General features: G+C 72.8%; 20 protein-coding genes. 14 read left to right on the top strand and 6 right to left on the bottom strand.

What is annotated here, in order from left to right:
* Nucleotides 1–10: 10 nt before the first annotated feature.
* Together ACIPSE_RS29545 and ACIPSE_RS29550 are read right to left on the bottom strand one after the other, a co-directional pair.
* Nucleotides 11–649 carry an SRPBCC family protein gene (locus ACIPSE_RS29545; protein ID WP_401668198.1) on the bottom strand — a complete coding sequence of 213 codons (639 nt, stop codon included), beginning with the start codon at nt 647–649 and terminating at the stop codon, nt 11–13.
* Nucleotides 642–995, bottom strand: a complete 354-nt coding sequence (locus tag ACIPSE_RS29550; protein WP_401668200.1) for an ArsR/SmtB family transcription factor — start codon at nt 993–995, stop codon at nt 642–644. Before ACIPSE_RS29550 ends, ACIPSE_RS29545 begins: the two co-directional genes overlap by 8 nt.
* 356 nt (nt 996–1,351) lie before the next feature.
* On the opposite strand from ACIPSE_RS29550, the gene ACIPSE_RS29555 reads away from it, so the two are divergent.
* The 6 genes from ACIPSE_RS29555 (at nt 1,352) to ACIPSE_RS29580 (ending at nt 7,759) form a co-directional block, all read left to right on the top strand.
* Entirely contained in the window at nt 1,352–2,635 is a 1,284-nt protein-coding gene (locus ACIPSE_RS29555; protein ID WP_401668202.1) for an ATP-binding protein, read from the top strand.
* Nucleotides 2,632–3,054 (top strand): roadblock/LC7 domain-containing protein, encoded by a 423-nt coding sequence (locus tag ACIPSE_RS29560; RefSeq protein WP_401668204.1) that lies wholly within the window; start codon nt 2,632–2,634, stop codon nt 3,052–3,054. Before ACIPSE_RS29555 ends, ACIPSE_RS29560 begins: the two co-directional genes overlap by 4 nt.
* A gap of 1,421 nt (nt 3,055–4,475) precedes the next feature.
* Nucleotides 4,476–4,757 (top strand): DUF742 domain-containing protein, encoded by a 282-nt coding sequence (locus ACIPSE_RS29565; RefSeq protein WP_401668303.1) that lies wholly within the window; start codon nt 4,476–4,478, stop codon nt 4,755–4,757.
* Entirely contained in the window at nt 4,729–5,349 is a 621-nt protein-coding gene (locus ACIPSE_RS29570; protein ID WP_401668207.1) for a GTP-binding protein, read from the top strand. The genes ACIPSE_RS29565 and ACIPSE_RS29570 overlap by 29 nt, the downstream gene beginning before the upstream one ends.
* Nucleotides 5,346–6,533: a cytochrome P450 gene (locus ACIPSE_RS29575; protein ID WP_401668210.1), complete on the top strand. Its 1,188-nt coding sequence runs from the start codon at nt 5,346–5,348 to the stop codon at nt 6,531–6,533. The genes ACIPSE_RS29570 and ACIPSE_RS29575 overlap by 4 nt, the downstream gene beginning before the upstream one ends.
* Entirely contained in the window at nt 6,530–7,759 is a 1,230-nt protein-coding gene (locus ACIPSE_RS29580; RefSeq protein ID WP_401668213.1) for a cytochrome P450, read from the top strand. The genes ACIPSE_RS29575 and ACIPSE_RS29580 overlap by 4 nt, the downstream gene beginning before the upstream one ends.
* 258 nt (nt 7,760–8,017) lie before the next feature.
* Here the strand turns inward: ACIPSE_RS29580 and ACIPSE_RS29585 are convergent, their stop codons facing one another.
* On the bottom strand, nt 8,018–9,505 hold the full coding sequence (locus ACIPSE_RS29585; protein ID WP_401668216.1) for a helix-turn-helix domain-containing protein: 1,488 nt from the start codon (nt 9,503–9,505) through the stop codon (nt 8,018–8,020).
* 233 nt (nt 9,506–9,738) lie between these two features.
* Here ACIPSE_RS29585 and ACIPSE_RS29590 point away from each other — a divergent pair, with 233 nt between their 5' ends.
* The 3 genes from ACIPSE_RS29590 to ACIPSE_RS29600 all read left to right on the top strand — a co-directional run bounded on the left by ACIPSE_RS29590 (nt 9,739) and on the right by ACIPSE_RS29600 (nt 12,693).
* Nucleotides 9,739–10,359 (top strand): L-threonylcarbamoyladenylate synthase, encoded by a 621-nt coding sequence (locus tag ACIPSE_RS29590; RefSeq protein ID WP_401668218.1) that lies wholly within the window; start codon nt 9,739–9,741, stop codon nt 10,357–10,359.
* Between the two features lie 133 nt (nt 10,360–10,492).
* A complete protein-coding gene (locus ACIPSE_RS29595) occupies nt 10,493–11,251 on the top strand; it encodes a dienelactone hydrolase family protein (RefSeq protein ID WP_401668220.1) in 759 nt (252 codons plus the stop codon).
* 251 nt (nt 11,252–11,502) lie between these two features.
* Nucleotides 11,503–12,693, top strand: coding sequence for a glycoside hydrolase family 64 protein (locus ACIPSE_RS29600; RefSeq protein WP_401668223.1), 1,191 nt, complete (start codon nt 11,503–11,505; stop codon nt 12,691–12,693).
* Between the two features lie 57 nt (nt 12,694–12,750).
* On the opposite strand, the gene ACIPSE_RS29605 is transcribed toward ACIPSE_RS29600, so the two are convergent.
* Nucleotides 12,751–13,575: an SDR family oxidoreductase gene (locus ACIPSE_RS29605; RefSeq protein ID WP_401668225.1), complete on the bottom strand. Its 825-nt coding sequence runs from the start codon at nt 13,573–13,575 to the stop codon at nt 12,751–12,753.
* A gap of 223 nt (nt 13,576–13,798) precedes the next feature.
* Between ACIPSE_RS29605 and ACIPSE_RS29610 the strand changes: the two genes are divergently transcribed.
* The 4 genes from ACIPSE_RS29610 to ACIPSE_RS29625 all read left to right on the top strand — a co-directional run bounded on the left by ACIPSE_RS29610 (nt 13,799) and on the right by ACIPSE_RS29625 (nt 17,976).
* The gene (locus ACIPSE_RS29610) at nt 13,799–14,680 is read left to right on the top strand and encodes an MHYT domain-containing protein (protein ID WP_401668227.1); all 882 of its coding nucleotides are present in this window, start codon (nt 13,799–13,801) and stop codon (nt 14,678–14,680) included.
* An 83-nt stretch (nt 14,681–14,763) separates the two neighbouring features.
* A complete protein-coding gene (locus tag ACIPSE_RS29615; RefSeq protein ID WP_401668230.1) occupies nt 14,764–16,266 on the top strand; it encodes a metallophosphoesterase family protein in 1,503 nt (500 codons plus the stop codon).
* A gap of 97 nt (nt 16,267–16,363) precedes the next feature.
* Nucleotides 16,364–17,404 carry an LLM class flavin-dependent oxidoreductase gene (locus tag ACIPSE_RS29620; protein WP_401668232.1) on the top strand — a complete coding sequence of 347 codons (1,041 nt, stop codon included), beginning with the start codon at nt 16,364–16,366 and terminating at the stop codon, nt 17,402–17,404.
* Nucleotides 17,405–17,463: 59 nt separating this feature from the next.
* A complete protein-coding gene (locus ACIPSE_RS29625) occupies nt 17,464–17,976 on the top strand; it encodes a hypothetical protein (RefSeq protein WP_401668235.1) in 513 nt (170 codons plus the stop codon).
* Between the two features lie 9 nt (nt 17,977–17,985).
* On the opposite strand, the gene ACIPSE_RS29630 is transcribed toward ACIPSE_RS29625, so the two are convergent.
* On the bottom strand, nt 17,986–18,957 hold the full coding sequence (locus ACIPSE_RS29630) for a TauD/TfdA dioxygenase family protein (protein WP_401668237.1): 972 nt from the start codon (nt 18,955–18,957) through the stop codon (nt 17,986–17,988).
* 60 nt (nt 18,958–19,017) lie between these two features.
* Nucleotides 19,018–19,602 carry a hypothetical protein gene (locus ACIPSE_RS29635; RefSeq protein ID WP_401668240.1) on the bottom strand — a complete coding sequence of 195 codons (585 nt, stop codon included), beginning with the start codon at nt 19,600–19,602 and terminating at the stop codon, nt 19,018–19,020.
* Nucleotides 19,603–19,729: 127 nt separating this feature from the next.
* On the opposite strand from ACIPSE_RS29635, the gene ACIPSE_RS29640 reads away from it, so the two are divergent.
* A complete protein-coding gene (locus ACIPSE_RS29640; protein ID WP_401668243.1) occupies nt 19,730–21,091 on the top strand; it encodes a glycoside hydrolase family 32 protein in 1,362 nt (453 codons plus the stop codon).
* The last annotated feature ends 91 nt before the right edge of the window (nt 21,092–21,182 follow it).

Below are 21,182 nucleotides of genomic sequence, written 5' to 3' on the forward strand. Positions count from 1 at the left end.
CGGCGGTGCGCTACCCGGCGGCGCCGGTGTAGAAGGCGATCGTCGCCCTGGTGGTGGACTCGACGGTCCCGGCGTCGGCGCCGGACGCGGTGTAGGCGGCGCCCCACGCGGTGCCGGAGATCCTCGCGCACTCCTTGCCCTCGTCCGAGAGCTGCCAGGCGACGCTCTCCTCCTGCGTCATACGGCCGCCGGCGAGGTGCAGGGCGAGGCCGAGGGACATCAGGTCCCAGCCGACGCCGGTGGCGCCCGGCCCGAACCGGCCCCAGAACTCCTCGGGCACGACCGCGACGTGCTCCAGCTCGAACAGGGTTCGCTCGTCGCCCTGGGGCGTGAGCCGCACCTCGACCTCGCTGAACCCGGGGTCGGGGCCGAACAGCCAGCTCACCCGCAGCCGCTCCGGCTCGGCGCACTCCAGGATCTCGCCCCCGGCCTGCCCTTCGAGCTGGTAGCGCCCGCCGACCTCGAACTCCCCGCTGACGGGGAGGAACCAGCGGGCGATGCGCTCCGGCGAGGTGACCGCGTCCCACACGTCGGCGATGCCCGCGTCGTAGGTGCGCCGCATCAGGACGGTGCGGGCCTCGCCCGCCTCGACCCGCCGGGTGCCGACCTGCCGGTGCAGTCGGTTGATCTGGTCGACGAAGTCAGTCATCTCCGCTCGCTTCCTCTCGCAGTCCGCGTTCACGCCTGCCCCGGGCGAGTTCCGTCCCGAGGGCGTCGAGCCGCTGGTCCCAGAAGCCCCGGAACCTCTCCAGCCAGGCGTCCACCTCGCGCAGAGGGTCGGCCCGGACGGCGTACAGCCGCCTGGTCCCCTCCGCCCGCACGGACGCGAACCCGCTCTCCCGCAGCACCCTCAGATGCTGCGACACGGCGGGCTGGGAGATCCCGAACTCCTCCCGGATCACGGCACCGACCTCGCCCGAAGGCTGCTCACCCGAGGCCAGCAGCTCCAATATCCGGCGTCTGACCGGATCCCCGAGTACGTCGAAGGCATGCACGTGACCGACTATGCCATGCCCTGCTTATATAAGCCAAGACTTACATTCGACGCTCAGGCGCGGCACGGCGGCACGGCGGGACCGGGAGCGGGACCGGGACCGGGAGCGGGGTGGCCCGCCCGGTCGCTCCCAACTCGCCCTCACCGCACGGCATTTCCGACACACGGAACAGATGCGAACAGAGGGAGGGCAGTTTCGGAAGGAAGTATTGAGCAACCGTGCGAGATGGGGCGATGACGGTGTGTACTGTGCAGCGAAAGGCCTCTCACAGGGTTTCGACAACGTCGCTGACGACGCCCTGCCGGGAACCGCAGGTGCCCCACTCTCGTGCCCGACTCCTCCTGGACGCCGATTCGATGATCGAATTACCGGACCTGGCCGTGGGCGGCCTCGCCCTGGGCACGCTGACCGCCCTCGTCCTCGGCGGCGGACTGCTGCGGTCCCGGCGTCAACTGAAGCGCCATCGCACGGAGAACGCCGCACTGCGCTCCCATCTCGACGCCGCGATACCCGCGTTGATCGCCGAGGTCGACTATCTGGCGGCCCGGCGCATGCCCGCCGCCGCCCGGCAGCTCGACCACCCTCATGTGACACTGCCCGGTCCGCTCCAGCCGCAGACCGCGGGAACGGCGCTCGGGATCGCCCTGGAGAGCGTCCTGCTGGGGCTGCGCACCGAACTGGCCGCGCAGCGCACCCGGATCGACTCGGCCGCGCAGGCGGGGATGCGCGGCACCACCCGGGAGATCCAGGCGGCCCTGTACCGCCTCCAGGACGCGATCCGCCAGCTGCAACAGCGCTTCGACGATCCGGAGCTGGCGCAGATCCTGTTCCAACTGGACCACGAGAACGAGCAGTCGCTGCGCCGCGCGCAGGTCGCGGCCGTGGTGTGCGGGGCGTGGGTGGGGCTCGCCCGTGAGGAGTCCCATCTCGTCGAGGCCGTCACCGGCGGCCAGTCGCGGCTCGCGGGCTACGAGCGGGTCAAGGTGCACAACCACCTGGAGACCGGCACCGCCCTCGTCTCCCACGCGGTCGAGCCCGTCGCCATCATCGTCGCCGAACTCCTCGACAACGCGCTGCGGCACTCCGCGCCGGACACCGACGTCGTGGTCAACCTGGAGCAGGTCCCGCACGGGGTGTGCGTCACGGTCGACGACTACGGCGTGGGCATGACCCGGGACGAACGGGCCTTCGCCCAGCGCCTGGTGGGCTGCCACGACCCGATCCTGCTCACCGACCTCGGCGATCCGCCCCGCATGGGGCTCGCCGCGATCGGCCGGCTGACCCGGCAGTTCGACCTGGTCGTCGACCTGTCCTCGCCGTCGCCGTACGGCGGGGTACGCGCGGTGCTGCGCGTCGAGAGCCATCTCCTCAGCCGTATCGACCCCGAGGAACAGCCCCCGGCCGCGAGCACCCCGCGCTCCACGCGCCGCGCCCCGGAGCACACCGTCGAGGAACCGCTCCCGCAGCGGCGTCGCCGTACCCGTGTCACCGCCGCGGAGACACCCGCGGCGGAGCACTCGGCGCGCCGCCCCGAGGAGGCCGCCGCCGCGCTCGGCGCGCTCCAGTCCGGTACGGCCGCCGCCCGCGCGGACACCGTCCTGGCCCATGACACCGACCACGAGGAGGGAACGGCCCGATGACCAGCCGCGAGGCAGGCGACACGGCCTGGGTGCTGGAACCGATCCTGGAGGTGCCCCATGTCCGGGCCGCCGTGCTGCTGACCCGGGACGGCCTCGTCACGGGGTACACCGACGCGCTGTCACGGCCCTCGGCCGAGCGGGTCGCCGCCATCACCAGCACCGTGCAGGGCGCGTGCCGCACCGCCGCGGCAGCGTTCGCGGACCGGGACCGGGCCGAGGTGCGGCAGGTCGTCATCGAGTCGGACCGGGGATACGTGCTGATCGTGCCGACCGAGCACGGCACGTGCGTGGCCGCGTACGGCGGCCCCGAGGTCCGGCTGGACCTGCTCGCCCACCGCGTCCACTCCCAGGTCGCGCGCCTCGGCGAGAAGGCCATGTCCGCGGCACCCCGAGGGAGCGACCCCGGCGCACCGGCATGACGGCGCGCACCCCGGGCGAGCCGTGGGACCGCCCCGGCCCGACCGCCGCCCCGGCTCCGGGTGAACCCTGGGACGACACGCCTCCGCCGGACGCCCCCCACCCACCGAGCGCGGCCCCGTCCGACCCGGCGCGGCGCACGGCCGGGTCCGACCCCATCGCGGGCGAACCCTGGGACCGCTCGACGCCACTTCCCCGCACCCACAGCGAGCCCCCCTCCCCCAGCGCCTCCACCGGCTCGCACCCCGCCTCACCGGGCACCCCACAACCCCACCCCCGCAGGACGGGCCCCGACACCAGCGACTCCCACCCCCGAACGGCGACACCACCTCCGAACGCGGCCACCCCGAACACACCGCGCCCCACGACAACCGACGCCTCACAGCCCACGGGCCCCCAACCCACCCCACCCCAGCACCCCACCCCAGACACCCCACAACCCCACCCCCACAGAACCGTCCCCGACACCAGCGGCAACCGCTCCCACCCGGCCACCACCGACCGCCCACGAACAGAAACACCGCTCCCGAACAGCGGCGGGTCAAACACCACACGCCACGCCACCACCGACAACACACAGCCCGCCGGCACCCCGTTCCCCCCAACCCCCCACCCCACCCCAGACGCACCCCACCCCCACCCCCACAGAACCAACCCCGACACCGGCAGCTCCCACCCCCACCCAGCCACCACCAACCACCCACGAACGGAAACAGCGCCCCGCCACGACACCCCGAACACACCGCGCCCCGCCTCAACCGACAGCTCACAGCCCGCGGGCCCCCAGCCCACCCCGACCCCCACCCCAAGCACCCCACAACCCCAGCCCCAGCCCCAGCCCCACAGAACCGACCCCGACACCAGCGGCAACCACCCCAGGACCGCGGCCCCACCCCCGAACCCGACACGCCCCTCCACAGCCGACGGCGCGCACCCCACCACCCCGGACCACCCCCACCTCCACACAGCCGACCCCGGCACCCCCGGCAACACCCCCACCGCGCCACGCCCCCACGCCCCCGAACCCGGCTCAGGCATCCGGCATGCCCGGCCGAGCGCGAGCGACCGCGCTCAGAACGGGCCGCCCCGTCTCGACCCGGTCGCCCCCGCCCCAGGCGCCCCCCTCACCCGTACGCCCCAGGCCGGACCGTCGGCGCACCGCGACACACCGGCGTCCGACGCAGGCGCTCCGCATCCGCGTCCCCACAGCCCCGACCCCCACCGGCGCGGGCCATGGGACGCCCCGGCGGCAGCCGCACGCGAACCCGACGGCCCGCGTCCATCCCCCACGCCGGCGGGCGGCCCCCGGCCGAGCGCGTCCCCGGAACCTCGCCCCCAGGCCCCGCGCCCCGCCACCCACGGCCGCCCCCTCGTCCCCGCCTATCTCTCCACCGGAGGGCTCGCGCGGCCGACTCGGCCTCATCTGGAGCGGCTGTCGCTGCTCTCCGGGAGCGGTGGTGCGGCGCCGCTGGGGCTGCCCGCGGCCGAGTCGGCGCTGCTGGAGGCCCTGGACGAGGGCTCGTTGACGGTGGTGGAGGCGGCGGCGCTGCTGCGGCTGCCCGTGTCCGCGGTGCGGGTGCTGGCGAGCGCCCTGCTGGACCGGGGGCTGGCGCTGTCCCGTGCCCCCGTCCCGCCCGCCGACCGTTTCGACCCCGACCTGCTGAAGAGAGTGGCCGATGGCCTCCGCGCCCTCAAGCACGACTAGCGCCCGCCCCACCGACGGCGTGCATCTGCCGGACACGGCAAGCGACTTGGTGAAGATTCTCGTCGCCGGGCCGTTCGGTGTCGGCAAGACTACGCTGATCGACTCGGTGTCCGAGATCGCCCCGCTGCACACGGAGGAACACCTCACCGAGGCGTCCGCACGGACGGACCGGCTCGTCGGTGTGCGGGACAAGTCGACGACGACGGTCGCCATCGACTTCGGCCGGGTCAGCCTCACCGGCGGAGTCGTGCTGTATCTCTTCGGCACACCCGGCCAGGAACGCTTCCGCGCCCTGTGGGACGACATCGCGTACGGCGCGCTGGGCGCCCTCGTGCTGGTCGACGGCCGCCGCGTCGACGCGTCCTTCGACGTCCTCGGCCTGGTGGAGGAGTCGGGGCTGCCGTACGCGGTCGCGTTCAACGACTTCCCGGACGCGCCCCGCCGCCACACGGACGACGAGCTGCGCGCGGCCCTGGACCTGGACGCGGCCACCCCGATGGTCACGTGCGACGCGCGGGACACCAACTCCTCGATCGACGCCCTGCTCGCGCTGGTGGAACACCTCGCCGCGCATCCCCGGGAGACCCGATGATCACGCCTGTGCGGCTGTGGGAGAACGACTTCGCCCGCGACCCCGACCGCTACTACGACGCGCTCCGCGCCCAGGGCCCGGTCGGCTGGGCGGAGTTGGCGCCCGAGGTGACGGCGTACGTGGTCACGGGCCGGCGGGCCGCGCTGGACCTGCTGCACGACGAGGTGACGTTCTCCCACGATCCACGGCCCTGGGAATCGACGGTCGCGGACGACTCCCCCGTGCTCGGCATGATGCGCTGGCGCCCCAACTCCCTCTTCGCGGACGGCGCCGCGCACGTCCGCTACCGCACCGCGCTCATCGACACGTTCGCGCTCGTCGAGCCGCACGACCTGCGGGAGCGGGTGCACCGGGCCGTGCATCTGCTGGTGAGCCGGTTCGGGCCGCGCGGACGGGCCGATCTGGTGGGCGAGTTCGCCCGGCCGCTGATGGCGCTGGTCTTCAACGGCCTGTTCGGGCTGCCGGACAGCCAGAGCGACCGGCTCGACGGGGCGCTCGGCAAGATGATGGAGGGCGGCGCCCAAGCCGCCGAGGGCGAGGCGGAGTTCGGCGGGTACGTGCTGGAGCTGATCGCCGCGAAGGCCGAGCGGCCGGGCGACGACCTGCCGAGCCGGCTCCTGGAGCATCCGGCGCGCCTCACGCCCGAGGAGGTCACCTGGCAGGTGTTCCTCACCCTCGGCGCCGGTCACGAGCCGACCGCGAACCTGGTGTCGAACGTACTGTCCCGCGTCCTCGGCAACCCGGACTACTACTCGACCCTCACCAGCGGCGCCCGCCCCGTGATGGACGCGGTGGTCGAGGTCCTGCACCACGAGACGCCGCTGGCCAACTACGGCATCCACTACGCCCGGCACCCGCTCTCCTTCCACGGCACCTGGGTGGAGGAGGCGGTACCGGTGGTGATCTCCTACGGCGCGCTCGCGCACCGCGCGCGGACCGGTGGCCCCAAGGACGCCTCGCACCTGTCGTGGTCGGCGGGCCCGCACGCCTGCCCGGTCAAGCAGCACACCCTGCTCATCGCCACGGAGGCCGTGGAACGGCTCACCCAGTGGCTGCCCGACCTCGCTCCGACCAAGCCGCGCGAGCAACTGACCTGGCGGCCCGGCCCGTTCCACCGCTCACTGACGGCGCTGCCGGTCCGGTTCAGCCCTCGCTCCCCCGACCAGCCAGGAGAAGACGCGTGACCGTCACGGACCGCTTCGTCATCGACCCGTTCGGCGCGGACCTGGCGGCCGAGTGCGCCGAGCTGCGCGCCCTCGGCCCGATCGTCCCCGTGGAACTGCCCGGCGGCATCCCCGCGTGGGCGCCCACCGGGTACGACGTCCTCAAGGAGCTGATCCTCGACCCCCGCGTCAGCAAGGACCCCCGGAAGCACTGGGCGTTGTGGCCGGAGATGGGCGAACACCCCTCCTGGGGCTGGGTGCTGGGCTGGGTCGGCGTGGTCAACATGCTCTCCACGTACGGCACGGACCACGCGCGGCTGCGCAAGCTGGTCGCGCCGAGCTTCACGCACCGGCGCACGGAGGCGATCCGGCCCCGGGTGGAGGCGATCACAGCGGAGCTGCTCGACGCGATCGCCGCGCGGGACGACCGCGGGACCGTCGATCTGCGGGCGGCCCTCGCCCATCCCCTGCCCATGCGGATCATCTGCGAACTCTTCGGTGTGCCGGACGAGTTGGTGGACGACACCGCCGGTCTCATCGCCGCGATCATGGACACCTCCGATCCGTCCCCGGAGCACGCGGCGTTCGTGCAGCGGCAGATCGGCACGGTGCTGCCCGCGCTGATCGCCCATCGCGCCGGGCGTCCCGGCGACGATCTGACCTCCGAGCTGATCCGGGTCAGGGACGAGGACGGCGACCGGCTCAGCGACGAGGAGCTGGTGTACACGCTGCTGCTGGTGATCGGGGCCGGTTTCGAGACGACCGTCAATCTCATCGGCAACGCGATCGTCGCGCTGCTGCGGCGCCCCGAGCAGCTCGCGGCGGTGCGGGCCGGGAAGGTCGGCTGGGACGCGGTCGTCGACGAGACGCTGCGGGCGCACCCGTCGATCGCGGCGCTGCCGCTGCGGTTCGCGGTCTCCGATCTGACGGTCGGCGGCGTCACCGTCCCGGCGGGCGACGCCCTCCTCACGACGTTCGCCGCCGCGGGCCTGGACCCCGATCACTACGGGCCCGACGCGGACGTCTTCGACGCGGCGCGCGGCGCGGAGGACCATCTGGCGTTCGGGATCGGCGTGCACCGGTGCGTCGGCGCCCCGCTCGCCCGGGTGGAGGCGATGACGGCGCTGCCCGCCCTCTTCGACCGCTTCCCCGGGCTGCGGCTGGCGGTCGAGGACGGCGAACTGCGCCAGGTGCCGTCGTTCATCGCGTTCGGCTGGCGGGAGGTCCCGGTGCGGCTGCGCGGCTGAGGGCGCGCGAGGACGAGGACGTGGGCGCACGGACCCGACGGGGGCCCGGAGAAGAGGACAGGGGCCCAACCGGTCCCCCGTTCCGGTCGTGCCCCTGTGCTTCAAACCTACGTAAAGGACCGTGTGCTTGTGAATCGTGTCCGTGCCCGTTGCACCACGCGCATCACTCACCTGTGCACAAGTGAGTCCGAATAGCGCGTTTTCTGGTGCCCAGAGCGGCCGAATCCCCCGTGCCGGCCCCGGCGAATCGATTCAATCTCACCGATCCAGACCGGGTGAATCGAGCTCGCCGGTCGCCAGATGGGCCAGCACGACCTCGTAGAGGTCGCTGCCCCCGGCCAGCAGCTGGCGTTCGAGGACGGGTTCGGCGCTGCGCACATGGTCCCGGACGGTCTGCGCGTGGACGCCGAGCCGCTGGGCGGCGCGTTCGGAGTTGCCGCCCGCGGTGATCCAGGTGCGCAGGGTGCGGCGCAGATCGCGGCCGTCGGCGTCGAGCCGGCCGAGGAGGTCCTGCCCCCAGGAGGTGAGGGCGGGCCCCGCCAGCGCCTCCCCGAGCCGGGTGGCCGCGGGCTCCGGGACTCCGTAGTGGCCGCCCGGGCCCTGGTCCAGGGCGGCCTGGGTGTTGAGCGCCAGGTGGACCAGGGCGCGGACGGTGAGGTCGGTGAAGGCGGTGCCGAGCAGGCCCTCGACGCGTTCCATGCGGGCGCGCACGGTGTTGCGGCTGACGCCGAGGATCTTCGCCGCGTTGACCGCGGTGAACTCCAGACCGAGCCGGGTGGTGGCGAGGAGTTCGGCGCGGGTGTGGTGCGGCAGCGTGTCCAGGGGCCGCAGCAGGCGGGTGGTCCAGGTCCGCAGCGCCTCGGGGTCCATCAGCCGTTCGGGGTGGGTGCGCTCGGCGTAGACCGCGGCGTTGCCGGGCCGGAAGCGGGCCACTGCGAGGGCGCTGACGGCCTGTCCGTAGGCGGTGGCGGTACGGGCGAGGCTCTGCCGGGAGCTGCCGCCGAGGAAGGTCCCGGGCAGCTGGTCGATCAGCGTCCGCAGTGCGCGGGCGGCGCCCTCGACGGGCGTCAGCACGATCACGTGCTGGTCCAGCGCGGGGCAGCGCACGACCAGGGCCCGCTCCGCGGTGGCGGCCAGGCACTCGGCGAGCAGCCGGTCGCGTTCGTCGGCGGCGCCCTCGACGACGTAGACGTACGCGGAGTCGGTGTCCAGGAGGCCGGGCCACAGGCCCGCGGCGACGCGGCGCGCCGAGACGATGTCCTCGACCATGAGCAGCTGGAGGATCGCCAGGCGCAGATCGGAGGTGGCCTGTTCGAGGCGGTGTCCGGCGGCGGCCGTCTCGTGCGCTCTGAGCAGGAGTTCGAGGACCTGCGCGGTGTGCGTCACCATGTCGGCGGCGCGCCGGTCGAAGGGCTCGGTGCGGGACACCGCGAGCACCCCGACCCCGGAGGTGCGGGGCTGCTCGACCCGTACGAGGCGCTGGTGTCGGCCCTCGCCGTCCCAGGCGGCGGAGGCGATCCGGCCCGCGACGATCTCGGCGACGAGGTCCTCGTCGAGCGCGGTGCGGCTGCCGGCGACGAGGGTGCCGCTGTGGTCCTGGAGCAGGACCGTGCCGCGCACACCGTCCGCGAGCCAGGCGACGATCCGGCGGACGTCCCGGCCCGTGGGGCGCAGATGGTCGAGGAGTTCCTCGGCCCACGGCACCCCGGTGCCCGTCGTGCGTGCCCCGTCCTGTGCGCCGCCCACGTCACCCTTCTCCTTAGTCCGACGACATGCCGCCGGACGACATGTTCGTTCAACGACATGGTGATCGGAACGCCCGAGGCGTATCCGACCGGGACCGTACCTCACCCCGGGCCTGTGGTCTTCCCGGTCCACGACCTGAGAGAAGCGGGTCCACCGGTTTTCTGCCACACGCTCGCCGGGCGGGCGGGGAGCGGTGCGCGGCGGGCGTCCCGCCCACGGCATAAGCTCGGCGGATGGCGAAGTACTTCGACGTGCACCCCGACAACCCGCAGCCGCGCACGATCTCCCAGATCGCGGACAGTATCCGGGCCGATGCCCTCATCGCGTACCCGACGGACTCCTGCTACGCGCTCGGCTGCCGGCTGGGCAGCCGGGAGGGCATCGACCGGATCCGCTCCATCCGGCAGCTCGACGACCGGCACCACTTCACCCTCGTCTGCCAGGACTTCGCGCAGCTCGGTCAGTTCGTGCGGATCGACAACGACGTGTTCCGCGCCATCAAGGCGTCGACGCCGGGCAGCTACACCTTCATCCTGCCCGCCACGCGCGAGGTGCCGCGCATGCTCCAGCACCCGAAGAAGAAGACGGTCGGGGTGCGCATCCCCGACCATGTCGTCACCCAGGCCCTGCTGACCGAGCTGGGCGAGCCCCTGCTGTCGAGCACGCTGCTGCTGCCCGACGAGGACGAGCCGATGACGCAGGGCTGGGAGATCAAGGACCGCCTCGACCACGTGCTGGACGCGGTGGTCGACTCCGGCGAGTGCGGCACCGAACCGACGACGGTCATCGACTTCTCCAACGGCGAGGCGGAGATCGTCCGGCGGGGCGCGGGGGACGTCACGCGATTCGAGTGAGGCGGGGCGGGGCCCGTGCCGGGACTTTGTCAGCCATTTACGTGGCCCATGCAACGATGATCACAGCCCCGGCCGCGCCCGACCGGCGGCGCACGCACCGTCGTGGACGCACAGAGCCAGAGAGGCATCCCCCATGACCTCCGTTCAGGGAACAGCCGTGGACATCCCCACCGAGGACGGCGTCGCCGACGCCTATCTGGCCCACCCCGGTGACGGGCTCCCCCACCCCGGCGTGCTCCTCTACCAGGACGCCTTCGGTCTGCGCCCGCATCTGCGGTCGATGGCCGACCGGCTCGCCGAGGCCGGGTACACGGTCCTGGTGCCGAACGTGTTCTACCGCCACGGCCGTGCGCCGGTCTTCGAGCTGCCGGAGTTCATCGACACCGACGCGCGGCCGGACCTGTGGCAGGCGATCGGCCCGGTCATGACGTCCCTCACCCCCGAACCGGCGATGCGGGACGCGGGCGCCTATCTGGGCTGGCTGGCAGGGAGCCCGCTCGTGGCCGACGGTCCGGTGGCGCTGACGGGCTACTGCATGGGCGCCCGGCTCGCCCTGCTCACGGCGGGCACCTATCCGGACCAGGTCGCCGCCGCCGCGGGCTTCCACGGCGGCCGGCTGGCGACCGACGCCCCGGACAGCCCGCATCTGGTCGCCGAACACGTCACCGCCGAGCTGTACTTCGGCCACGCGGACGAGGACGCCTCGATGCCGCCCGAGCAGATCGAGCTGCTGGACGCGACGCTCACCAAGGCGGGCGTACGGCATCGCAGCGAGGTCTATCCCGGCGCGCACCACGGGTACACGCAGGCCGACACGGCGGCGTACCACGCGGAGGGGACCGAGCGGCACTGGGTGGCGCTGCTCGATCTGCTGGAGCGCACGTTCCGTTGAACCGGACGTTCCGTTGAACCGGACCGTTCCGTTGAACCGGCCGCTCTGAGCGCCCGCGCGCCGAAGGCGGTACCCGAACTCTCCTCGGGTACCGCCTTCGGCGCGCGGGCGCCCCCGCCTTCCGTTCGCCCTCGTCCCGTTCATCCTCCTTCTGTTCGTTCTCTTGACATGCCCTCGTCGCGGCGTAACTCTGAGAGCGCTCTCAGAACTGGTATGGACCAGAACTCCCCAACCCCCCACGGAGGTGGAGCGTGCTTGCCCGACTCAGGCACCAACTCCTCGTCGCAGCCGCACTGTTCGGCACGCTACTGGCTCTCGGCACACCGTCGGCCTCGGCCGCCGCGGTCCCCGCCACGATCCCCCTGAAGATCACCAACAACTCCGCGCGCGGTGACGCGGTCTACCTCTACAACCTCGGCACCAACCTGGCCACGGGCCAGCAGGGCTGGGCGGACGCGAACGGCACGTTCCACGCGTGGCCGGCCGGCGGCAACCCGCCGACCCCCGCCCCGGACGCCTCCATCGCGGGCCCCGCCTCGGGCCAGTCGAAGACGATCCGGATGCCCAAGTTCTCGGGCCGCGTCTACTTCTCGTACGGGCAGAAGCTCGACTTCCGGCTCACCACCGGCGGGTTGGTGCAGCCCGCGGTGCAGAACCCGAGCGACCCGAACCGCAACATCCTCTTCAACTGGTCCGAGTACACGCTCAACGACTCGGGTCTGTGGCTCAACAGCACGCAGGTCGACATGTTCTCCGCCCCCTACGCGGTGGGCGTGCAGCGCGCGGACGGCACCACGGCGAGCGCCGGCCGCCTCAAGTCCGGTGGCTACAACGCCGTGTTCAACACCCTGCGCGCCCAGTCGGGCGGCTGGTCGGGCCTGATCCAGACCCGCTCCGACGGCACGGTTCTGCGGGCCCTGTCGCCCGCCTACGGCCTGGAGACCGGGGCGCTGCCCGCGAGCGTGATGGACGACTACGTGAACCGCGTCTGGCAGAAGTACGCCTCGACGACGCTCACGGTCACCCCGTTCGCCGACCAGCCGAGCGTCAAGTACTACGGCCGGGTCTCCGGCGGCGTCATGAACTTCACCAACTCCTCCGGCGCGGTCGTCACCACGTTCCAGAAGCCCGACGCGCCCAGCATCTTCGGCTGCCACCGGCTCCTGGACGCGCCCAACGACCCCGTCCGCGGCCCGATCTCCCGCACCCTGTGCGCGGGCTTCAACCGCTCCACCCTCCTGACCAACCCCAACCAGCCCGACACCTCGGCCGCCGCCTTCTACCAGGACGGGGTCACCAACCACTACGCCCGCACCATCCACTCCCAGATGGCCGACGGCAAGGCGTACGCCTTCGCCTTCGACGACGTGGGCCAGCACGAGTCCCTGGTCCACGACGGCAACCCCCAGCAGGCGTATCTGACGCTCGATCCACTGAGCTGACGGGGGATCCGCCCGCGACGCCGTTTCCCGGGAGCGTGTCCGCGCGCCCGGCCCGTGTCACCGCACGCTCAGGAAGTCGCGGGGGCCGCGCAGCACCGTACGAAGCTGCTGTCGGGTGCGGGTGCTGTCGAGGCGGACGTCGAGCGGCCCGGGGACGCCGCTCTCGACGCGGCTGCCCGGGGTGAGGGCACAGGGGTCCAGGGCGTCCCGGGCGGAGACCAGGAGGCCGATGTCGTAGCGGCTGACCGGGTCGGGTCCGGCGAGGTGGCAGACACCGGTGTGGGTGGAGACGGCGAGTTCCAGGAGGGCGTCGGCGAGGTCGGTGACGTGGACGGGGCAGCGGACGTCGTCGGTGAAGAGGCTGCCCGCGCGGCGCCCGGAGGCCAGGTCGTGGACGAGGGTCTCGTGCGGGGAGTCGCCGTCGCCGAGGATCAGCGAGGTGCGGGCGACGACCGCGGCCGGGGCGCACAGGCGGATCGCCGTCTCGGCGGCGGCCTTGGCGGCGCCGTACGGGGAGACCGGATCGGGGGCGGCGGACTCGTCGTAGGTGACGTCCGCGCCGGAGAAGACGACGTCGCTCGACACGTGCACCAGTCGCGTTCCGTGCCGGCCCGCGGCGAGCGCGAGACGGACGGGGCCCTCGGCGGTGACGGCCCAGTCGCCCTTGCGGTAGGCCGTGTTCACGACGACGTCGGGCCGGGTCTCGGCGAGCACCTGTGTGATCCGCTCGCCGTCCCGCAGGTCCAGCGGGAGCCAGCCGGCCCCGGGGACGTCGCCGGGGCGGGTCGCGTACGTCGCCGTCACCTCGTCACCGGCCGCCAGGGCCCGCCGGGCCACCTCACGGCCCAGATAGCCGCTGCCACCCACGATCAGGATCCTCATGCTCCGCCACGCTAGATGCCGTCCTCGATCACGTCATCCCACCCTCCTCATTCCCCCACGCCGTAGCACGGTGATGACCGGAATCCACCTCTGTGTGACGGCGGTTGGACCCTGATGACGAGGATTTCACCGAGTCGATTCCGGTTAATGCTTGCTTTTGGCCACCCTGCCCACGTAGAAACATCCCGCACAAACGGAGGGCGACTCTGGGGGGAGTTGACGCATGGAAGGTACGGTCGACGGTTTTCGCTATGGGGTGGTCACGCCGGTCGCGGCGTATCTCATGGCCTGTCTGGGAGGGGCGCTGGGGCTGCGCTGCATCGTCCGGTCCCTGATCAACGCACCGTCATGGAAGGCCGGTTGGCTGGCGCTGGGCGCCGCGTCGATCGGCTGCGGCATCTGGACGATGCACTTCATCGCCATGATCGGCTTCCAGGTCGAGGAGATCCGGATCCGCTACGACGCGGGCCTGACCGTCCTCAGCCTGGCGGTGGCGGTGGTCGTGGTGGGCATCGGCGTGTTCATCGTGGGCTACCGCGGCGCGAGCACCGGCACGCTGGCCCTGGCCGGCATCGTCACCGGGATCGGCGTGGCCGCCATGCACTACCTGGGCATGTACGCGCTGCGCCTCAACGGCACGGTGGAGTACGACCCGTTGCTGGTCGGCGCGTCGGTGCTGATCGCGGTGATCGCCGCGACCGCGGCGCTGTGGGCGGCCGTCACGATCCGCGGGTTCATGACGAGCCTGGGCGCGAGCCTGGTGATGGGCGTGGCCGTGTCCGGAATGCACTACACGGCGATGGCCGCCGTCAGTGTCCATGTGCACGGCGCGAGCGGCGGTTCCTGGGACGGCGACTCGGCGTCCTCGCTGCTGCTGCCGATGCTGCTGGGGCCGGTCATCTTCCTCGTCCTCGCCGGGGTCGTCGTGATGTTCGACCCGCTGCTGGTCCTCGGCGACGGCGACTGGCACGGCACCGGCTCGCACCGCGACGGGTCCGCCCGCCCGCGTGACGAGGCGCCGCTGCCGCGCCACAGCTCCCTGCGGGGGACGGAGGCGAGCGCCCCCGGGCGGGCCCGCCAGCACCCGTACCAGCGCGAGGGCTGACCATCCCCCAACCACGCACCGGGCCAGGGGAGTTCGCGAACCCCGTCACCGGCTCCGGCTTGATCGATTGTTACGGTTCACCGATGTCCCACTCTTCCCGTGACACCGCCGAGGGCGCCGGCTGGGGCGCCGCGGAACGCGGTGCGTACGAGCACCTCATGCCGGCCGAGGTCCAGAAGATCTCCTGGCTCGATCCGCGCATGCTGTGGGCGGCCCGCAACGGCGTCCTCGCCTCCTGGTTCGGCGACCCGACCGGCCGCACCCGCGCCCGCTGGGTGGCCCAGCGCGCCGCGCTCGGGACTCCCCCGGACAAGCTCGTCCGGCGGGACGACCCGGACCGTTTCTCCTTCATGGTCATCGGTGACACCGGCGAGGGCGACGCACCCCAGTACTCGGTCGTCCCGGGCTTCCTGAAGGTCAGCGAGGGCACCAGCTTCGCCGTCCTCGCCAGCGACGTGATCTACCCGGTGGGCAGCGCCGACGACTACGACACCAAGTTCTTCCGCCCCTACCAGGACTACCAGGCGCCGATCTACGCGATACCCGGCAACCACGACTGGTACGAGGACCTCGGCGCGTTCATGCGCGTCTTCTGCGACGACGCCCCGCCCCTCGGCCCCGAGCCCGCGCCGCGCCCGTTCTCCCGGGCCCGGCTCCGGTCCCTGCTGTGGCACCGCCCGCGCCCGCGCGACGGCGAACACCTCGACGCGGCCCGCAAGTTGCGCTCCTCGCCCGCTCAACAGGCCGTCCAGCCGGGCCCGTACTGGGCCGTGGACGCCGGACCGGTCCGGATCATAGGCATCGACACCGGACTGCTCGGCACGCTCGACGCCGAACAGGGCGCGTGGCTCCGGGAGATCTCCCAGGGCCCCCGCCCCAAGATCCTCGTCACCGGCTCGCCCCTCTACGTGGACGGCGAGCACCATCCGTGCCCCATCGACGGCGGCGGCACCGTCGACGACATCGTCCGCGACCCGGCACACCGCTATGTCGCGGCGATAGGCGGGGACATCCACAACTACCAGCGGTATCCGGTCGACGTGGACGGCCGCACCGTGCAGTACGTGGTCGCGGGCGGCGGCGGGGCGTTCATGCACGCCACGCACACCATCCCGCACGTCGGCGTCGCGAACGTCACCGAGGACGACTTCCGGTGCTACCCGCTGCGCGGGGACTCCCTCGCGTTCTACAGCCGGCTGTACGGCCGCCGGCTGCGTCTGCGCCGCTTCTTCGCGCTCACCGAGGACGAGGCCACCGCCGTCATCGCCGAGCGGCTGCGCATCCGGCCCGGCCGCGCCCCCGCCGGGGCGCCCCGGATCACCTGGCGCATCCGCCTGGTGGCCTCGCTCCTGGGCACCGCGCGCCGGCCCGACCGCAAGGCCCGCTTCCGCCTCCCGGTGCGCAAGATCTACACGCAGCTCTTCTCGCCGAGCTCGGCGACGTACAGTCCGCCGTTCTTCAAGTGCTTCCTGCGCCTGGACGTCACCCCGGACTCCGTCCGGCTGCGTTGCCACGCGGCGACGGGGAACCTCGCCCAGGAGCTGGACCCCCCGATCGAGGACGAGGTCACCATCCCCCTGACCTGACCTGACCTGACCCGCCAACCCGGCGGGCGGGAACACCCTCGCCCGGGTACGGGTTGGCACGGTGGTACGCCGTAGATCGCCGAGCAACGGAGGACCCGTGCCGTCCGACTCCCGCCCCCGCTCCCGCCCGCTGCGCAAGCTGGGCTTCCTCACCATCGGGCTCTTCGACGAGGCGGATCCCCGGCGGGGCCACGAGTCGACGCTGGAGATCATCGAGCTGGGCGAGCGGCTCGGCTTCGACAGCGCCTGGCTGCGCCACCGGCATCTCCAGTTCGGCATCTCCTCCCCCGTGGCGGTCCTCGCGGCGGCCTCCCAGCGGACCCGCCGGATCGAGCTGGGCACCGCTGTCATCCCGCTCGGCTGGGAGAACCCGCTGCGGCTCGCCGAGGACCTGGCGACGGTCGACATCCTGTCCGGGGGCCGGATCAACCCGGGCGTCAGTGTCGGCCCGCCGATGCACTACGAGCAGGTCAAGGGGGCGCTGTACCCGGACACGTCCGCCGCCGAGGACTTCTCCTACGAGCGGGTACGGCGTCTGCTGGACCTCGTGCGCGGCAAGCCGGCCACCGACTTCAGCGGCGTCGAGGGCTTCGAGACCTTCTCGGACCGGGTACAGCCCCAGTCCCCCGGCCTGGGCGGCCGGCTCTGGTACGGCGGCGGCAGCCTCGGCTCCGCGCGCTGGGCGGGCGAGCACGGCATGAACTTCCTGACCAGCAGCGTCGTCAAGGCCGAGGACCCCGAGCCGGGCACGGACTTCGCCGCGATCCAGCTCTCCCACATCCGCGCCTTCCGCGCCGCGCACCCCGACGGCGAGGCCGCCCGCGTCTCCCAGGGCCTGGTCGTCATCCCCACCGACTCGGCCACGCCGGAGCAGCGCGCACGGTACGAGGCGTACGCCGCGCAGCGTGCCCCCCGCACCACCTCTCCGCAGGGCCCGGCCCGCCTGCTGTTCGCCCCGGACATCGTCGGCACCTCGGCCGAGATCGCCGAACGCCTCCACGCCCACGCCGCCTTCCGCGAGATCGACGAGGTCGCCTTCGCCCTCCCCTTCACCTTCGCCCACGAGGACTACGTCCAGATCCTCACGGACATGGCGACCCACCTGGGCCCTGCCCTGGGCTGGAAGCCGGGCGCCTGACGCACTCATAACGCGGCCCCCTCGGTACGGGACCATCGGGCAACGGACCGGGGGGTGTCATGGCGTTCAACGTGTTGTCGCTCGTGCTGTCGGCGGTGGCTCTGGTGGCCTCGACCTGGGGCATCGGCAGACAGGTGGCCCGCTCCCGGGCCGACGGCGACCGGGCCTGGACGACGGAGCTGCTGCTGACGCATGTGCGCGACCGAGAGTTCCAGGAGGACCAGCGGTGGGTGCTGACCCGGCTGGCCGCCGAGCACAGTCCGGACGGCGGGTTCAACGCCCTGCCCGAGGAGGTCGCCTACCGGGTCTGGAACGTCGCCGTGATGTTCGAGGCGATCTGCATCACGCAGTACTTCGACATCGTCAGCGACAGCATCCTGACGAGCCTGACGCACTACCGGCTGATGCGGACCTGGGAGGCCATCGAGCCCTTCGTGCTCGCCGAGCGGGCGCACCGGGGCAGTGTGGTGTTCCCGTTCTTCGAGCACGCCTACGCGACGGCCCGGCGGACCGACCCGGACGCCCTCTACCGCCGGCTCGGGCTGCTCAGGGCCGATGGGACGCCCCGGTAGCGTTCCGGGTCACCAGCGGCCCGGTGCCGTGCCGGTGATCGGGGTCGACGGTGTGCCGTCCACACCGACCGGGACGTCGCCGGCGAGCATCACGCGGTGCATGACGCGGGGGAAGCCGAGGTGGGCGTTGTCACTGGGGGCGAGGTGGATGGTGGCGCGGTTGTCCCAGAAGGCGACGCTGCCGGGCTCCCAGCGGAAGCGGACCGTGTACTCGGGGCGGACCGCCTGTTCCAGGAGCATGTCGAGGAGGGCGCGGCTCTCCGCGCGGGAGACGTCGGCGAGTTGCTCGACGTAGTAGCCGTTGACGTACAGGACGCGCTCGCCCGTCTCGGGGTGGACGCGGACCAGTGGGTGCAGTGAGGCGACCTGGTGGTCCAGGAGGTGGCGGACGTAGGAGTCGTCGCCGGGGCGGGGCTGGTAGCCCACTCCGAGCCGGTGTTCGGCGCGCAGCCCGTCCACGAACGCCTTCACGGGGGCGGAGAGCCCGGCGTACGCGGCGGCCAGGTTGGACCAGGTCGTGTCGCCGCCGTAGGGCGGGACGGTCTCGGCGCGCAGGATGGACGCGGCGGGCGGGTCGACGCGGGCGCCGTGGTCGCAGTGCCAGCCGCGCAGCAGGGTGTGGCGGCGCCGCTGGAGCCACTCGTCGTGCTCCATGCCGAACCTGCCGCCCAGTTCCAGCCGGTCGGCGGTCGTCTCGACCTCGGGGAAGTCCGCCGGTGAGGCGCTCCCCCGCCGGCTCGGCGCGACCGGGTCGCCGAACCGCCGCGCGAACGCCACGTGCCCGGCGTGGTCCAGCTTCTGCTCCCGGAAGAACACCACCTTCCAGCGCAGCACCGCCGCACGGATCGCGGCGACCACGGCGTCGTCGAGGCCGTCCGCCAGATCGACGCCGACGATCTCCGCCCCGATGTTCCCGGCGACGGGCCTCACCTCGATCCCGGGGAGGTCGGGCGTGGCCGTGGTGTCCGTGTTCTTCGTCATGCGTGCTCCGTCGGTCGTCCGGGGCCCTCGCGGGTGGATCGAGGTAGATCGTGTCAGCGATCAAGGCACCTGGCGACAGGGCCTTTCCAGCACCGCGTCCACCGCCTCGGCGAGCGACAGCCCGCTCGTGTCGAGGCGGCGCAGCCCGAGCGCGTCGACGGACGCGACCGTCAGCCGCTGGTGACGCAGGCTGCGGGCGAGGAATTCGTCGACCAGGGCCCGGTTCTCCGCGTCCCGTGCCGACTCCCGCATCCGGGCCTCCAGCGTCTCCTCGTCGGCCGTGAGCCACACGGCCCGCGTGTGCGGTACGGACAGCGCGGCCACGTTCCCGGGCCGGAGCGCGGAGCCCTCCAGGACGAGTCCCGGCCCGTCCTCGCGGACGCGCTCGGCGATCAACTCCACGACACGGGGCCGCAGTCGGGTGTGGTGGTCCAGCACCGAGCCGGTCGACTCGTCGACGGTGAGGGTCCGGTAGTGCTCGGCGACATGCGGCGGGACCTTCCGGTCCGGGATCGGCCAGGGCCGGCCGGGATGCCGGGCGAGCAGGTCCGTGGAGCGGTGCTCCCACCCGAGCCGTCCCGCGACCGTGCGGGCCGCGCTCGACCTGCCGCAGTGGGAGGTCCCGCCGATCAGCAGTCCGCACATCCCGCCGACGACAGACGCCCACGGCGGCTCGGCCCCGGACGGTGAACTCCTGTATCACCATGGTCCTCCGCGACACCACCGCCCCGACGCCCTCACCGAGAGGGCGTCACCCCGCAGGAGGCCGGCGTTGAACCCTGACCCCAACACCCCGCGTTTCCGCGTCCGTCCGCCGGCCGCCTGGATCAACGACCCGAACGGGCCCTTCCGTTGGCGGGGCCGCCACCACCTCTTCTACCAGCACAACCCGGACGCCCCGGTGCACGCGAACGTCCACTGGGGCCATGTCTCCAGCACCGACCTCGCCCGCTGGGAACACCATCCGGTCGCCCTCGCCCCGACCCCCGGCGGCCCCGACGAGGCGGGCTGCTGGTCGGGGTGCGTGGTCGACGACGACGGGGTGCCCACCGCCGTGTACACCGGCGTCGACCGCCATCACACCGGTCTCGGCGCGATCTGCCTGGCCCGGGCCGTCGCGCCGCAGGACGAGACCCTCGCCGGCTGGACGGCCCGACCGGCACCCGTGGTGACCGGCCCGCCGGACGGCCTCGGCGTCGTGATGTTCCGCGACCCGTTCGTGTTCCGCGCCGACGGCCGCCGCTGGGCCCTGGTCGGCGCCGGGCACGCCGACGGCACCCCGTCGGTGCTGCTCTACGACTGCGAGGACCTGACCCGCTGGCGGTTCGCCGGGGTGTTCCTGGACGGGCACGACCCGGTCGCCGCCGAGGTGTTCGGTTCCGGGGCGGTCGGCTGGGAGTGCCCGCAGCTCTTCTCGACGCCGGGCGGCGCCTGGGTGCTCGTCGTGTCGCTGTGGGACGGAGAGCCGCGCGGCACCGGCTTCCTGACGGGCCGTCTGACCGCCTCCGGCGACGGCGACCCGCGTCTCGTCGCCCGCACCGGCGGTCGCCTCGACCACGGACGGGACTTCTACGCGCCCGCCGTGCTCCAGGAGGAGGAGCGGGCGTTGCTGTGGGGCTGGTCCTGGGAGACCCGCCCGCAGGACGAGATCGACCGGGCGGGCTGGGCGGGGGTGCTCACCGCCCCGCGGGTCGTGGACGTACGGCCCGACGGCACGCTGACCGTCGTACCGGCACCGGAGCTCCACCTTCTGCGGGCGGCCGAGCCGTTCGCCGACGGGGCGCCTCGACGGACGGCGCTTCCGGTGTCGTACGACCTGACGGTCACCGCGACCGCGCGGACCACCGTCTCTCTGCTGCGGCGCGCCGACGGTGGGGAGTTGAGGGTGGTGATGGATCCGGACGAGGGCACGGTGAGCGTGGAGCACGGTGCGCGGGAGCCGGTCGTCGTCAGGACGCCGGGACGGCGGGTCCGGATCCTCGTGGACGGCTCTCTCCTCGAGCTGTTCGCGGACGACGGGCCGACCGTCACCGAGCGGTGCTACCGGCGGCCGGGCGATGTGGCCGAACTCGTCGTGACCGGTGCCGGGGCCGTCGTCGGCGGATGGGAGCAGGTGGCACCGACGGACCGGTGAGGGGCGGGCAGGCGGGGCGCGGCCCGTCCCGTCCGCTTGATCATCGCCTGCCCGTCCATGAGGGTGGGGGTACGACACAGTCGAGGAAAGG

The sequence above is a fragment of the Streptomyces sp. NPDC090106 genome (assembly GCF_044747265.1).
Taxonomy (GTDB): domain Bacteria; phylum Actinomycetota; class Actinomycetes; order Streptomycetales; family Streptomycetaceae; genus Streptomyces.